The organism is Pseudoxanthomonas suwonensis (assembly GCF_000972865.1).
Taxonomy (GTDB): domain Bacteria; phylum Pseudomonadota; class Gammaproteobacteria; order Xanthomonadales; family Xanthomonadaceae; genus Pseudoxanthomonas; species Pseudoxanthomonas suwonensis_B.
Window position 1 is genome coordinate 3501524 of record NZ_CP011144.1, and the last position, 15114, is coordinate 3516637.

Below are 15114 nucleotides of genomic sequence, written 5' to 3' on the forward strand. Positions count from 1 at the left end.
TCAACCCCGTGAGCGCAGGGACTGCGCAAAGGAGAAATAGGGCATGGTCGACGAGGCCCGGAGCCTGCGCGCAGGCCGCTCCGCGGCCGCGTCCAGGTCCGTGTCGCCGCGCTGCGCGGCGGCCCCGGCAAGTCCATAATCACCACGGCGTCCATCGTGGTCGGGCAGCCACCGGGTCGTTCCCACGATCGCGACGGCCAGGCCGACGGCCATGAACCAGGAGCGGTAGGCGGACAGGGTGCGTTTCATTGCGGGTGTCCTGCGTTGGGTGACTGGTGTTGTATTCAACTATAACACCTAAACACAGGGAGTCAACACCCCGGTCACCCAACCAATGGCCTATCCAGCCATATTTCTTCGTAGGGAGCTGCAGATGTCGATCAGGTCCATGATTCTCAAGGGTTTTCTTCTCGCTGCGGCGGTGCCGGCGGTAGCCGCCGGGCCGGCATTGCTGGACGTGGAATACCGTCCGCTGGCGTCGAAGACGCCGGTCAACCTGAACGAGGAGCAGGGCGGCAAGGTGCTGCTGATCGTCAACACCGCCAGCAAGTGCGGCTTCACCCCCCAGTACGAGGGCCTGGAAGCGCTGCAGCAGCGCTACGGCGCGCGCGGTTTCTCCGTGCTCGGTTTTCCCTCCAACGACTTCAGGGGCCAGGAGCCGGGCAGCGAGGAGCAGATCCAGGAGTTCTGCACGCTCACCTACGGGGTGAAGTTCCCGATGTACGAGAAAGTGCAGGTGACCGGCCCCGAGGCCACCGCGCTTTACCAGCGCCTGCAGCAGGCCACCGGCGTATCACCGGGCTGGAACTTCCACAAGTACCTGGTGTCCCGCGACGGGCGCGTGGTCGGCAACTGGCCGAGCAAGGTCGAACCGGGCGATCCGGCGCTGGTCGCGGCGATCGAGCGCGAGCTGAAGGCGCCGCCGCCGAAGCGCTGAAGTGCCGACTCCGGATGCCGGTGCGTGCGACAATGCGCGGCCGCCGGCGTTGCCGGACCGGAACGGACCACCCTCCAGGAATCAACGAATGAACAACCGCATGCGCGGCGCGCTGGCGTCGCTGGTGATGGGAGCGAGCATGATGGCAGGTACGGCTGTGGCGCAGGACAAGAGCACCCTGTCCAGCGAGAAGGACAAGGTGAGCTACGCGATCGGCCTCGACGTCGCCCGCTCGTTCCAGCCGATCGGCCAGGACATCGACTTCGCCGCGATGCAGCGCGCGGTCGACAATGCGCTGGCCGGCGGCCAGCCGCTGCAGTCGGAGGACCAGGCGCAGGCGACCCACGTGGCGCTGCAGGCCGCCGTCGCCGCCCGTTCCGGGCAGCGCGTCCCCGGTATGCCGCCGGGCAGCGAGCCGCCGCCGCCGTCCAAGGAGCAGGTCGGGCTGTTGATCGGCGATCGCATGGTCGGCCCGTCGCTGCTGCCGCTGAAGGGCGAGATCGACGCGGCCGTGATGATGCAGGCGGTGCGCACCACCCTGGGTGGCGGCGGCGCGCCGCTGATGACCGAGCAGGAGGCGATGGCGACGCTGCAGGCGTTCATGACCCGCCAGCAGCAGGGCGTCGCCGACAGGAACCGCGCCGAGGGCGCCGCGTTCCTGTCCGCCAACCGTTCGCAGAAGGGCGTGCTGACCACGCCGTCGGGCCTGCAATACATGGTCCTGCGCGAGGGCAGCGGCCCGCGTCCGCTGCCGAGCGACACCGTGCGGGTCAACTACGAGGGCAAGCTGCTCGACGGTACCGTGTTCGACAGTTCCTATGAGCGTGGCGAAGCGGTCGAATTCCCGCTCAACCGCGTGATCGCCGGCTGGACCGAGGGCGTCGGGCTGATGCCGGTCGGGTCCAAGTACCGCTTCTGGATCCCGGCGGAACTGGCCTACGGCGCCAGCGGCAGCCCGCCGACGATCGGCCCGAACGCGACGCTGACCTTCGACGTCGAGCTGCTGGGCATCGCCCGGTAAGGAGCCGTCGTGCGCGTCGCGATCTTCGGCACCGGCTACGTGGGCCTGGTCACCGGCGCCTGCCTGGCCGAGGTCGGCCACGAGGTGGTCTGCGTGGACGTGGACGCGGCCAAGGTCGACGGCCTGAACAACGGCGTGGTTCCGATCTACGAGCCGGGCCTGGCGCCGATGGTCCGAGCCAGCCATGCCGCCGGCCGCCTGCGCTTCACCACCGATGCGGCCGCGGCCATGGCCCATGGCGAGTTCGTGTTCATCGCGGTCGGCACGCCGCCGGATGAGGATGGCAGCGCCGACCTGCGGTACGTGCTGGCGGTGGCGCGCACCATCGGCCGGCACCTGGAGCGGCCGGCGGTGGTGGTCGGCAAGTCGACCGTGCCGGTGGGCACGGCCGACAAGGTGCGCGCGGCGATCGCCGCCGAACTGGAGGCGCGCGGCGTCGAGGTGGCCTTCGACGTGGTCTCCAACCCCGAGTTCCTCAAGGAAGGCGATGCGGTGGCCGACTGCATGCGTCCGGACCGGATCGTGGTCGGCGCCGACAACCCGGCCGCGGTGGCGCGCATGCGCCGCCTGTACGCGCCGTTCCACCGCAACCGCGACCGCTTCGTGGTGATGGACGTGCGTTCGGCGGAACTGACCAAGTACGCGGCCAACGCCATGCTGGCGACCAAGATCAGTTTCATGAACGAGATCGCCAACATCGCCGAGCGGGTCGGCGCGGACGTGGAGGCGGTGCGCCAGGGCATCGGCTCCGACCCGCGGATCGGCTGGCATTTCATCTACCCGGGCGCCGGCTACGGCGGCTCGTGCTTCCCCAAGGACGTGCAGGCGCTGGCCCGCACCGCCCGCCAGCACGGCCACGGCGCGCAGCTGCTGGAAGCGGTGGAGGCGGTCAACGACCGGCAGAAGGGCCACCTGTTCGAACTGGTCCAGCACCACTACGACCGCGGCGAGGACGAGGGCGTGCGCGGCAAGGTGTTCGCGGTGTGGGGGCTGGCGTTCAAGCCCAACACCGACGACATGCGCGAGGCCTCCAGCCGGCGCCTGCTGGCGCAGCTGTGGGAGGCCGGCGCGAGCGTGCGCGCGTACGACCCCGAGGCGATGGACGAGGCGCGGCGGATCTACGGCGAGCGCGACGACCTGGTGCTGTGCGGGTCGGCGCAGGCCGCGCTGGAAGGCGCCGACGCGCTGGCGGTGGTGACTGAATGGAAGGAGTTCCGCAGCCCGGACTTCGCGCGGCTGCAGGCGGCACTGGGCGACGCGGTGGTGTTCGACGGCCGCAACCTGTACGAGCCTGACGAGGTCGAGGCCGCGGGCCTGGCCTATTACGGCGTCGGCCGCGGCCGCTCGGTGCGGGTGCCATCGGAGCATGCGCGATGAGCCCGGCGCAGACCGAATTCCCGGGCCTCGGCGGCGGCGGGCTGGAGCAGCGGCTGGTCGAGCTGGAGACCCGCCTGGCGTTCCAGGAGCATGCCCTGGCCGAACTGAGCGAAGCACTGGCCGAGGCGCGCCTGGAGCGCGCGCGCAGCGACGCGCTGCTGCAGGCGGTGCTGGCGGACCTGCGCGGACTGCGCGGCGCCCTGTACGCCGACCCGTCCAGTGAGCCGCCGCCGCCGCACTACTGAACGCAGACGATTCCCCGGGCGGACGCCCGGCCGACGACAGCCCCCACGATCGACGATGACCGACAGCCTCCGCGACCAGCTGCTCCACCTCGGCTTCAAGGCCGCGCCCGCGCCCGAGCGCAAACCCGGCGGCAACAAGGGCGGCGGCGCGCCGGACGCGCGCGCCAAGGGCGCCCACGGCCGACCTGCGCAAGGCCGGCCCGCGCACGGCAAGGGCAAGGGCCATCCCGGCGGCAAGGGCGAGGGTGCCGGGCGCGGCCCGCGCGCGCCGGGCCCTTCGCCGGCGCCGTCGGCGCAGATGGACCTGGGCAAGGCCTTTGCCCTGCGCGCGCAGCAGGAGAAACGCGAGCGGATCGAGGCCGAGCAGCGCAAGCAGGAAGAGGCGCGCCAGCGCCGCGAAGCACGGGCGAAGCTGGAGCCGCTGCTGCAGGACAGGGCGCTGAACGATCCGGCCGCCGAGATCGCCCGCCACTTCGAGTACGGCGGCAAGATCAAGCGCATCTACGTCACCGAGGTGCAGCTGAAGGCGCTCAACGCCGGCGCGCTGGGCGTGGTCCAGCTCAACGGCCGCTACCTGCTGGTCGAGGCGGCGGTGCTGGCCGAGGTCGAGTCGGTGTTCCCGGCCGCGGTGGCGCTGCGGGTGGACCCCGATGCGCCGGCCGCGGACGATCCCTATGCCGATCCGCGCTACCAGGTGCCGGACGACCTGGTCTGGTGAGTCGCCTGTTGGAGCGCGCTGGAAGTCCCGGCGGACTCGTCGACCCTCGCCCCGTCGTCCCGGCGCACGCCGGGACCCAGCGTCTTTGCTCCATCCGCCGGCCGATGAAGGCCTAACCGGTTCGCGGCGTGCGCCGGGATGCCGGGTGGTCTGGCTGGCGGCGGCACCGGCGACGGACCGTGCGGCGCATCCGCCCGCAGTCTGCTCGTCGCGGTCCATGTGGCGGCACGGCCCATCTCCGCCCTCGCTTGCCCCCCGACCTCATCGCCGGCTAGCCTGCGCGACCTATGAGCACGCCTCTGCGAATCCTCATCCACGGTGCCTCCGGGCGCATGGGCCAGGCCCTGCTGCGCCTGGCCGGCGACGCCCCCGACGCCTGGCAGGTCGTGGCGGCGGTGACCCGGCGCGCGCCGCCGCAGCGGGTGGTCGACGGCGTGCCGCATTTCGCCGCGGCCGAACTGCACGGCGTGCCCGAGTTCGATGCGGCGGTCGACTTCAGCCTGCCCGAAGGCTTCGACCCGGTGCTGGCGCTGTGCGTGGCGCGCGGGCATGCGCTGGTGTCGGGTACCACCGGCCTGGAGCCGGCGCAGCGCCAGGCGCTGGAGGCCGCGGCGGCGCGCATCCCACTGCTGTGGGCCTCCAACTTCAGCGTCGGCGTGGCCGCGCTCAACGAACTGGTCGAACGTGCCGCCGGCGCGCTGCCGGGCTGGGACTGCGACATCGTCGAGTCGCACCACGTGCACAAGAAGGACGCGCCCTCGGGCACCGCGCTGACCCTGGGCGAATCGGCGCAGCGGGGCGGGGCGCAGCCGCGCTACGCCAGCCTGCGCGCCGGCGACATCGTGGGTGAGCACCTGGTCCAGTTTGCCGGGCAGGGCGAGCGGATCGAACTGGTCCACCGCGCCACCAACCGCGACATCTTCGCCCGCGGCGCGCTGCAGGCCGCCACGCGCCTCGCCGGCCGCCCGCCGGGGCTGTACAGCATGCGCGGGCTGCTGTTCGGCGCGGGCTGAACGCGCGCCGCCTTCGTATTCAGCGAAGCATTCCCGGCGTTTCCTTTTGGGGACTCGGCCGGTACAATTCCCGCTCGCCTGTTACCCCACGCCCCGGACCGGAGAGATGCCGCGTCCGTGGTTTCTTGCAGCCCGGCTCCGACGAAGCCGAGCCGGCGACAGGGCTCCCCCACACCAAGGCGAACGACGTGACCCAACCCGCAATCCTCGTCCTCGAAGACGGCACCGTATTCGAGGGCGAATCCGTAGGCGCCAGCGGCCTGTCGGTCGGCGAGGTGGTGTTCAACACCGCCATGACCGGCTACCAGGAGATCGTCACCGACCCCTCCTATGCCCGCCAGCTGGTCACGCTGACCTACCCGCACATCGGCAACACCGGCTGCACCGGCCAGGACGACGAGGCCGCCAGGGTCTGGTCGGCCGGCCTGATCGTGCGCGACGTGCCGCGCCGTCCCAGCAGCTGGCGCAGCGAGGCGCCGCTGCAGGACTGGCTGGCTGCGCGTGGCGTAGTCGCCATCGCCGGGATCGACACCCGCAAGCTGACCCGCCTCCTGCGCGAGCGCGGCGCCCAGAACGGCGCGCTGATGGCCGGGGAGACGGTCGATGTGGAGCAGGCGCTGGAAGCGGCGCGCAAGTTCCCCGGCCTGAAGGGCATGGACCTGGCCAAGGTGGTCAGCACCGACAAGCCGTACCCGTGGCGCGAAGGCCAGCTGGACCTGGACAGCGGCGAGTTCGCCGCCGCCGAACCCCGGCTCAAGGTGGTTGCCTACGACTTCGGAGTGAAGCTCAACATCCTGCGCATGCTCGCCGAGCGCGGCTGCGACGTGACCGTGGTGCCGGCGCAGACGCCGGCGGCCGAAGTGCTGGCGATGGCGCCGGCCGGGGTGTTCATGTCCAACGGCCCGGGCGACCCGGCGCCGTGCGACTACGCGATCGCCGCGATCCGCGAGTTCGTGGCCGCCAGGCTGCCGTTGTTCGGCATCTGCCTGGGCCACCAGCTGCTGGCGCTGGCCGCCGGTGCGCAGACCGTGAAGATGGCCCACGGCCACCACGGCGCCAACCATCCGGTGATCGACCTGGACAGCGGCCGGGTGATGATCACCTCGCAGAACCATGGCTTCGCCGTGGACGAATCGACGCTGCCCGGCAATGTCCGGGTCACCCACCGCTCGCTGTTCGACGGCACCAACCAGGGCATCGAGCTGACCGACGCGCCGGCGTTCTCGTTCCAGGGCCATCCCGAGGCTTCGCCCGGCCCGCACGACGTGGCGCCGCTGTTCGACCGTTTCGTGGCGTCGATGGCGGGCTGAGGCCCGCCGCGTGCCTTGCGCTGGATCCACAAAGATCAGGAGTAAAGGAATGCGACTGCTGAAAGGGATGCTGCTGGTGCTGATGCTGGCGCTCGGACTCGACGCCGCGGCGCGGGAAGTGCCGATCCGGGACTTCTTCAAGGATCCGGAGTTCACCTCGATCAGCCTGTCGCCGGACGGCAAGCACATGGCGGTGACGGTCCCGCAGGAGGACCGCACGGTCCTGGCGGTGCTGCGCGTGGCCGACAACGGCGTGGTCGGCAAGTGGGACTACGGCCCGGACCGCCATTTCCGCGACGTGGTGTGGGCCAACGACGAGCGCCTGCTGTTCTACGTGACGTTCAAGACCGGCCGTTTCGATTTCGAGACCTCCAAGGGCGACCTGTACGCCTCCAACATCGACGGCACCCGGCGGATCGACATCCCCAACGGCATGTTCTATTCGATCGTCAGCCTGACGCCCGAGGATCCGCAGACGATCCTGGTCCAGCGCTCGGTCGAGAACGCGTTCCTGTTCAAGCTCAACGTCTACAACGGCCGCATCACCACCGTGGCGACCGCGCCGGTGGAGCAGGGGCGCTTCCTGGTCGACCACGAGCGCAATCCGCGTTTCGTCTCCGGTTCGATGAACGACGGCCGCAACGTCACCTACCGCCGCGACGGCGACAAGTGGACCCTGGTCCACGAGAGCGAGCGCAACGGCGCCAGCTACTGGCCGCTGGGCTTCGCCGCGGACAACCGCCACGCGTACATGGCCAAGGGCGTGGACGGCAAGCCGGAATCCATCGTGCTGCTGGACACCCAGACCCGCGAGGAGAAGGAACTGTCCGACAACGGCACGGTCAGCCCGTCCGGCTTCGTCTGGAGCAGCGACCGCAAGACCCTGCTGGGCGTGCTGTACGAGGACGGCACCCCGATCTGGGACTGGATCGCCCGGGACCATCCGGAGACCATCGCCTACGCCGGCCTGCTCAAGGCGTTCCCGGACAAAGCGCTGTATTTCCTGCGTCCGTCCGACGACGGGCGCTACCTGGCCATGCGTGCCTATTCGGACACCGCCCCCTCCGAGGCCTTCCTGTTCGACCGCCAGACCAACAAGGCCAAGTTCCTGGCCGGCAGCATGGAATGGATCAAGCCGGCCGAGATGTCGCCGATGACGCCGATCTCGTTCAAGGCGCGCGACGGCCTGCCGCTGCACGGCTACATCACCATCCCCGCCGGCAGCAGCGGCAAGAACCTGCCGATGATCGTCAATCCGCACGGCGGCCCGCACGGGCCACGCGACGAGTGGGGCTTCAACCCGGAGGTGCAGCTGTTCGCCAACCGCGGCTACGCGGTGCTGCAGGTCAACTACCGCGGCTCCGGCGGCTACGGCAACGCGTTCGAGGGGCTGGGCTACCGCAAGTGGGGCACCACCATGCAGGACGACCTGACCGACGCGGTGAAGTGGGCGGTGTCGCAGGGCATCGCCGATCCGGACCGGATCTGCATCTACGGCGCCTCGTACGGCGGTTATGCCGCGCTGATGAGCGCGGTGCGCGAGCCGGACCTGTACCGCTGCACCGTGGGCTACGTGGGCGTGTACGACCTGGACATCCAGCGCGACGCCGATTTCATGGCCCACGAGTCCGGGCGCAACTACCTCAAGGACGCCTATCCGACCAGCAAGGCCGAGCGGGTGGCGCAGTCGCCGGCGTACGCGGTGGAGAAGCTCAAGATCCCGGTGATGCTGGTCCATGGCGCCAAGGACGTGCGGGTGCCGATCCGCAACATGAACTTCCTCGTCTCGCAGATGGAGAAGGCCGGCAAGAAGCCGGAGATCGTGGTGGTCGAGCCCAAGGAGGCGCACGGCTTCCGTGACCTCGAGAACAACGTGAACCTCTATACGAAGATGCTGGCCTTCTTCGACAAGTACATCGGCCCGGGCGCGAAGACCGCCCAGGCCGGCAGCCCCTGAGCAGGGAACGAGCAGAGAACGAAATGCCCAAGCGCAGCGACATCCAGACCATCCTCATCATCGGCGCCGGCCCGATCGTCATCGGCCAGGCCTGCGAGTTCGACTACTCGGGCGCGCAGGCGTGCAAGGCGCTGCGCGAGGAGGGCTACCGCGTGGTGCTGGTCAACAGCAACCCCGCGACGATCATGACCGACCCGGACACCGCCGACGCGGTGTACATCGAGCCGATCAACTGGCAGACGGTCGAGAAGATCATCGCCAAGGAGAAGCCCGACGCGCTGCTGCCGACCATGGGCGGCCAGACCGCGCTCAACTGCGCGCTGGACCTGGCCGACCACGGGGTGCTGGAGAAGTACGGGGTCGAGCTGATCGGCGCCTCGCGCGAGGCCATCCGCATGGCCGAGGACCGCGAACTGTTCCGCGTGGCGATGGGCGAGATCGGCCTGGAGTGCCCGAAGGCCGAGGTCGCCAGGACCTTCGAGCAGGCGGTCGAGATCCAGACCAAGGTCGGCTACCCGACCATCATCCGCCCGTCCTTCACCCTCGGCGGCAGCGGCGGCGGCATCGCCTACAACCGCGAGGAATTCGAGGACATCGTCAAGCGCGGCCTGGAGCTGTCGCCGGTCGGCGAGGTGCTGGTCGAGGAGTCGGTGCTGGGCTGGAAGGAGTTCGAGATGGAGGTGGTCCGCGACACCGCGGACAACTGCATCATCGTCTGCTCGATCGAGAACCTGGACCCGATGGGCGTGCACACCGGCGACTCGATCACCGTCGCCCCGGCACAGACCCTGACCGACAAGGAATACCAGCGCCTGCGCGACGCCTCGATCGCGGTGCTGCGCAAGATCGGGGTGGACACCGGCGGCTCCAACGTGCAGTTCGGCATCAACGCCCAGACCGGCCGGGTGGTGGTGATCGAGATGAACCCGCGCGTGTCGCGTTCCTCGGCGCTGGCCTCCAAGGCCACCGGCTTCCCGATCGCCAAGGTCGCGGCCAAGCTGGCGGTGGGCTACACCCTGGACGAGCTGAAGAACGAGATCACCGGCGGGCTGACCCCGGCCTCGTTCGAGCCGGCGATCGACTACGTGGTCACCAAGATCCCGCGCTTCGCCTTCGAGAAGTTCCCCCAGGCCGACGCGCGCCTGACCACCCAGATGAAGTCGGTGGGCGAGGTGATGGCGATGGGCCGCACCTTCCGCGAGTCGGTGCAGAAGGCCCTGCGCGGGCTGGAGACCGGCAAGGTCGGCTTCGACCCGACCGGACTGGACCTGGCCGACGAACAGGACCTGGCCACGCTGCGGCGCGAACTGAAGGCACCGGGCCCGGAGCGGCTGTTCTACGTCGCCGACGCGTTCCGCGCCGGGATGGGCGTGGAGGACATCCACGCGCTGTCGTTCATCGACCCGTGGTTCCTCGACCAGATCGAGGAGATCATCGAGGAAGAGACGCGGCTGGCCGCCGAGGGCCTGGACTCGCTCGACGCCGCGCGCCTGCGCAAGCTCAAGCGCGACGGCTTCTCCGACGCGCGCCTGGCCCAGCTGGCCGGGACCAACGAGGCCGGCATCCGCGCTCTGCGCCGCGCGCACAAGGTGCGCCCGGTCTACAAGCGGGTGGATTCCTGCGCGGCCGAGTTCGCCACCTCCACCGCCTACCTGTATTCGACCTACGAGGACGAGTGCGAGGCGCAGCCGACGGACCGCGACAAGATCATGATCCTGGGCGGCGGCCCCAACCGCATCGGCCAGGGCATCGAGTTCGACTACTGCTGCGTCCATGCCGCCCTGGCCCTGCGCGAGGACGGCTACGAGACCATCATGGTCAACTGCAACCCGGAGACCGTGTCCACCGACTACGACACCTCCGACCGCCTGTACTTCGAGCCGCTCACCCTCGAGGACGTGCTGGAGATCGTCGAACTCGAACAGCCCAAGGGCGTGATCGTGCAGTACGGCGGCCAGACCCCGCTGAAGCTGGCGCGCGCGCTGGAGGCCAACGGCGTGCCGGTGATCGGCACCAGCCCCGACTCGATCGACCTGGCCGAGGACCGCGAGCGCTTCCAGCAGCTGGTCGAGCGGCTGGGCCTGAAGCAGCCGCCGAACCGCATCGCGCGCAACGCCGAAGAGGCGCTGCTGCTGGCCCGCGAGATCGGCTATCCGCTGGTGGTGCGCCCGAGCTACGTGCTCGGCGGCCGCGCCATGGAGATCGTCTACGGCGAATCCGACCTGGCCCGCTACGTGCGCGACGCGGTCAAGGTTTCGAACGACTCGCCGGTGCTGCTGGACCGCTTCCTCGACAATGCGGTCGAGGTCGACGTCGACCTGATCGCCGACGCCAGCGGCGCCACCCTGATCGGCGGCGTCATGGAGCACATCGAGGAGGCCGGCGTGCACTCGGGCGACTCGTCCTGCTCGCTGCCGCCGTACTCGCTGTCGGCAGCCACCCAGGACGAGTTGCGCCGGCAGGTGGTCGAGCTGGCCAAGGCGCTGAATGTCGTCGGCCTGATGAACACCCAGTTCGCGATCCAGGCCAACGAGGACGGTGACGACACCGTCTACCTGCTGGAAGTGAACCCGCGCGCCTCGCGCACCGTGCCGTTCGTGTCCAAGGCCACCGGCGTGGCCCTGGCCAAGATCGCCGCGCGCTGCATGGCCGGCCGCAGCCTGGCCGAGCAGGACGCGACCCGCGAGGTCGTGCCGGACTACTACTCGGTGAAGGAGGCGATCTTCCCGTTCGCCAAGTTCCAGGGCGTGGACCCGATCCTGGGCCCGGAGATGCGCTCCACCGGCGAGGTGATGGGCGTGGGCCGCAGCTTCGGCGCCGCCTTCGCCCGCGCCCAGGAGGCCGGCGGGATCAAGGCGCCGACGCCGGGCAAGGCGTTCGTGTCGGTGCGCGATCCCGACAAGAAGCGGGTGCTGCCGGTGGCACAGGCGCTGCTCGAGCGCGGCTTCAGCCTGGTCGCCACCCGCGGCACCGCGGCGTGGCTGCAGGAGCGCGGCATCGAGTGCGCGGTGGTGAACAAGGTGGCCGAGGGCCGCCCGCACATCGTCGACTCGATCAAGAACGGCGAGATCGCCTACATCGTCAACACTACCGAGGGCCGCGCGGCGATCGCCGACTCGTTCTCGATCCGGCGCGAGGCGCTGCAGCAGCGCGTCACCTATTCCACCACCATCGCCGGTGCCAAGGCGCTGGTGCATTCGCTCGAATTCCGCGGTACCGGCCCGGTCTGGTCGCTGCAGGAGCTGCACAAGGAGCTGCAATCGTGAGGGCACCGATGACGCTGAAGGGCGCCCAGCGCCTGCGCGAGGAGCTGGACCACCTGAAGTCGGTGAAGCGGCCGGAAGTGATCGCCGCCATTGCCGAGGCCCGCGGCCACGGCGACCTCAAGGAGAACGCCGAGTACCACGCCGCGCGCGAGCAGCAGGGCTTCATCGAGGGCCGGATCAAGCAGCTCGAGGGCGAGCTCTCGCACGCCGACCTGATCGACGTGGCCAAGCTCAACGCCGGCAGCAAGGTCGTGTTCGGCGCGACCGTGACCCTGGCCGACGTGGAGACCGACGAGGAGGTCCGCTACCAGATCGTCGGCGACCTGGAGGCCGACATCAAGCAGGGCCTGATCGCGATTTCCTCGCCGGTGGCGCGCGCGCTGATCGGCAAGGAAGAGGGCGATGCGATCGTGATCGACGCGCCCGGCGGCAAGCGCGAATACGAAATCGCCGGCGTCCACTACGTCGGCTGACATGGCGACCATCACCCTGCTGCTGCCCGAGCGGACCCGCCTGCCGGGTCCGTTGCCGGCGGCGGTCGGCCGGGTGCTGGCGCGGGCCGACCGCGAGCACGGCGAAGCGGGCGGGCAGGCGCAGCTGCGCCGGCATTTCCGCCTGGTCCCTGACCACTGGCCGATCGCGGCGCTGACCCGGCTGGTCGATGCCGGCGGCGTCCGCGGCGACCTGGGCGGCAACACCGCCGACCTGTGGCTGCGCGCCGATCCGGCGCACGTGGCGCCGGACCTCAACGGCGCGCGCCTGCTTGGCTGGGGTGAAGGGCTCGGCATGGACGCGGAAGACGCGGCGGCGTTCCTGCCGGCCCTGCGCCCGCTGTTCGGCGACGCCGGCTTCCACCTGGACGCGCCGCATCCGGCGCGCTGGTACCTGCGCCTGCCGGAGGGCACGCGCCTGCCGGCCCTGCCCGGACCGGACGAGGCGCTGGGCGATGACCTGTTCGCCGCCCTGCCGCAGGGCGAGGACGCCGCGGCGCGGCGCTGGCGCGCGCTGATCACCGAGGCGCAGGTGGTGCTGCACCAGCATCCGCGCAACCGCGAGCGCGCCGCGCGCGGCCGGCCGTCGATCAACGCGCTGTGGTTCTGGGGCGCGGGCCGGCTGCCGGTCGCGGTGCAGTCGCGCTACCTGCACGTGCGCAGCCAGGACACCCTGCTGCAGGGACTGGCGCGCATGGCCGGCGCGGCGATCGCCACGCCGGAGGCGGCCGATGGCGGGCCGGCCGGCGACAGCCTGGTCGACATGCGCCGGCTGCGCAGCCTCGACCTGTTCGGCGTGCAGGTGTTGCCGCCGCTGCTGCAGGCGATGGCGCGGCGCGAGTTCGACGTGCTGCAGCTGGACTTCGAGGACGGCGCCGGTTTCCGCCTGCACCACGGCCAGCGCCGCTGGCAGTTCTGGCGTCGGCCGCTGGCCGCGCTGGCCCGCCCGGCGGATTGAGATGGCCCCGCCGCGCATCGTCCGCCGCCCGCAGGTGGGCGCGCCGTTGGATGGGCCGGCGGCCTGGCCGGACGCGATCCCGCCGCTGCTGCGCCGGATCTACGCCGCGCGCGGCGCGCATTCCCCGGCACTGGCGCGGCCGCGCCTGGCCGACCTGTTGCCGCCCGATGCCCTGCACGGCCTGGACGCGGCCACCACGCTGCTGGCCGCGGCGATCGCCGGCGACCGCCACATCGTGGTGGTCGGCGATTTCGACTGCGATGGCGCCACCGCCTGCGCCACCGGCGTGCGCGGGCTGCGCCTGCTCGGCGCGCGCCGGGTCTCGCACGCGGTGCCCAATCGCATGGTCCACGGTTACGGCCTGTCGCCGGCGCTGGTGGACGAACTGGCCGCGCTGCAGCCCGACCTGCTGCTCACCGTCGACCACGGCATCGCCTGCCATGCAGGTATCGAGGCAGCGCGCGCGCGCGGCTGGCAGGTCGTGGTCACCGACCACCACCTGCCCGGGCCGCGGCTGCCGGCCGCCAACGCCATCGTCAACCCGAACCTGCCCGGCGACGCCTTCCCGAGCAAGGCGCTGGCCGGAGTGGGCGTGGTTTTCTACCTGTTGCTGGCGCTGCGGCGAAGGCTGTACTCCTGCGATCGTCCCCCGATCAGGTCGGGGGCAGGCTCTGATCGCGAAGATCAAGCAGCGGCCATCCATGGCCGCACTTCTCAAGAAGGGCAGCCGGATCTGGCGTCGCTGCTGGACCTGGTCGCGGTGGGCACGGTCGCCGACCTGGTACCGCTGGACGCCAACAACCGCGCGCTGGTCGCCGCCGGCCTGCGGCGCCTGCGCGCCGGCCGCGGCTGCGCCGGCCTGCGCGCGCTGGTCGAGGCCTGCGGCCGCGACGCGGCGCGGCTGACCGCCGCCGACATCGGTTTCGCCATCGCCCCGCGGCTGAACGCGGCCGGCCGGCTGGAGGACATGGCGCTGGGCATCGAATGCCTGCTCACCGACGACCCGCAGCGCGCGCGCGAACTGGCCGGCCTGCTCGAAGGCATCAACGCCGAACGCCGCGCAGTGCAGCAGCACATGACCGACGACGCCGAGGCCGCGCTGGCGCGGGCGACGCTGGCCGAGGCCGGCGCGCCGCTGGCGCCGTGCCTGTTCGATCCGGAATGGCACCCGGGCGTGATCGGCCTGGTCGCGTCGAAGATGAAGGAGCGCCTGCACCGGCCGGTGCTGGCGTTCGCCCCGGCCGAGCCGGGCAGCGGCGTGCTGCGCGGCTCGGCGCGATCGATCCCCGGCTTCCACATCCGCGACGCGCTGGCGGCGGTGGACACCGCGCATCCGGGCCTGATCGAGCGTTTCGGCGGGCACGCGATGGCCGCCGGCCTGACCCTGGCCAAGGACCGGCTGGCCGCCTTCGAACAGGCCTGGCAGGCGCATGCGGCCGCGGTCCTGGACGACGGTATGCTGCAGGCCGAGCTGCTCAGCGACGGCGAACTGCTGCCGCGCGAGTTCGACCGCTTCCACGCCGAGGCGCTGCGCGACGGCGGGCCTTGGGGGCAGGGCTTCCCCGAGCCGCTGTTCGACGGCCTGTTCGAAGTGCTGGACTGGCGCGTGGTCGGCGAGCGCCACCTGAAGCTGACCCTGCGCCATCCCGACCGCCGCGAGCCGCTGGCGGCGATCCAGTTCGGCGGCTGGCGCGGGCGGGCGCCCGATCCGCAGGCGCGTCTGGCCTACCGGCTGGCGCCGGACGACTACCGCGGCGGCCAGGCGATCCAGCTGCTGGTCGAGCATTTCGCACCGGCCTGAGCGGACGCGCCCACCGTGGC

At 70.9% G+C, this 15114-nt stretch carries 13 protein-coding genes; 12 read left to right on the forward strand and 1 reads right to left on the reverse strand.

What is annotated here, in order from left to right:
• Positions 1 to 249, reverse strand: coding sequence for a hypothetical protein (locus tag WQ53_RS14460; RefSeq protein WP_052633407.1), 249 nt, complete (start codon positions 247 to 249; stop codon positions 1 to 3).
• A 124-nt stretch (positions 250 to 373) separates the two neighbouring features.
• On the opposite strand from WQ53_RS14460, the gene WQ53_RS14465 reads away from it, so the two are divergent.
• From WQ53_RS14465 to recJ, 12 genes are all read left to right on the forward strand, one after another.
• Complete coding sequence (locus WQ53_RS14465) at positions 374 to 937, forward strand: glutathione peroxidase (RefSeq protein WP_052633408.1); 564 nt, start codon at positions 374 to 376, stop codon at positions 935 to 937.
• An 88-nt stretch (positions 938 to 1025) separates the two neighbouring features.
• Positions 1026 to 1958 carry an FKBP-type peptidyl-prolyl cis-trans isomerase gene (locus tag WQ53_RS14470; protein WP_052633409.1) on the forward strand — a complete coding sequence of 311 codons (933 nt, stop codon included), beginning with the start codon at positions 1026 to 1028 and terminating at the stop codon, positions 1956 to 1958.
• A 9-nt stretch (positions 1959 to 1967) separates the two neighbouring features.
• Positions 1968 to 3335 (forward strand): UDP-glucose dehydrogenase family protein, encoded by a 1368-nt coding sequence (locus tag WQ53_RS14475; RefSeq protein ID WP_052633410.1) that lies wholly within the window; start codon positions 1968 to 1970, stop codon positions 3333 to 3335.
• Positions 3332 to 3580: a SlyX family protein gene (locus tag WQ53_RS14480; protein ID WP_052633411.1), complete on the forward strand. Its 249-nt coding sequence runs from the start codon at positions 3332 to 3334 to the stop codon at positions 3578 to 3580. Before WQ53_RS14475 ends, WQ53_RS14480 begins: the two co-directional genes overlap by 4 nt.
• 55 nt (positions 3581 to 3635) lie before the next feature.
• Positions 3636 to 4298, forward strand: a complete 663-nt coding sequence (locus WQ53_RS14485) for a DUF2058 domain-containing protein (RefSeq protein WP_052633412.1) — start codon at positions 3636 to 3638, stop codon at positions 4296 to 4298.
• A 332-nt stretch (positions 4299 to 4630) separates the two neighbouring features.
• Positions 4631 to 5311, forward strand: coding sequence for a 4-hydroxy-tetrahydrodipicolinate reductase (locus tag WQ53_RS14490; RefSeq protein WP_052633413.1), 681 nt, complete (start codon positions 4631 to 4633; stop codon positions 5309 to 5311).
• A 188-nt stretch (positions 5312 to 5499) separates the two neighbouring features.
• A complete protein-coding gene (carA, locus tag WQ53_RS14495; protein WP_052634113.1) occupies positions 5500 to 6621 on the forward strand; it encodes a glutamine-hydrolyzing carbamoyl-phosphate synthase small subunit in 1122 nt (373 codons plus the stop codon).
• A 49-nt stretch (positions 6622 to 6670) separates the two neighbouring features.
• Entirely contained in the window at positions 6671 to 8578 is a 1908-nt protein-coding gene (locus WQ53_RS14500) for an alpha/beta hydrolase family protein (protein ID WP_052633414.1), read from the forward strand.
• Positions 8579 to 8601: 23 nt separating this feature from the next.
• Positions 8602 to 11844, forward strand: a complete 3243-nt coding sequence (gene carB, locus WQ53_RS14505; RefSeq protein ID WP_052633415.1) for a carbamoyl-phosphate synthase large subunit — start codon at positions 8602 to 8604, stop codon at positions 11842 to 11844.
• Complete coding sequence (gene greA / locus WQ53_RS14510) at positions 11841 to 12317, forward strand: transcription elongation factor GreA (protein WP_052633416.1); 477 nt, start codon at positions 11841 to 11843, stop codon at positions 12315 to 12317. Before carB ends, greA begins: the two co-directional genes overlap by 4 nt.
• A 1-nt stretch (position 12318) precedes the next feature.
• Positions 12319 to 13293 carry a phosphoglycerate mutase gene (locus WQ53_RS14515; protein ID WP_052633417.1) on the forward strand — a complete coding sequence of 325 codons (975 nt, stop codon included), beginning with the start codon at positions 12319 to 12321 and terminating at the stop codon, positions 13291 to 13293.
• 1 nt (position 13294) lies between these two features.
• On the forward strand, positions 13295 to 15094 hold the full coding sequence (recJ, locus tag WQ53_RS14520; RefSeq protein ID WP_052633418.1) for a single-stranded-DNA-specific exonuclease RecJ: 1800 nt from the start codon (positions 13295 to 13297) through the stop codon (positions 15092 to 15094).
• Positions 15095 to 15114 lie beyond the last annotated feature (20 nt).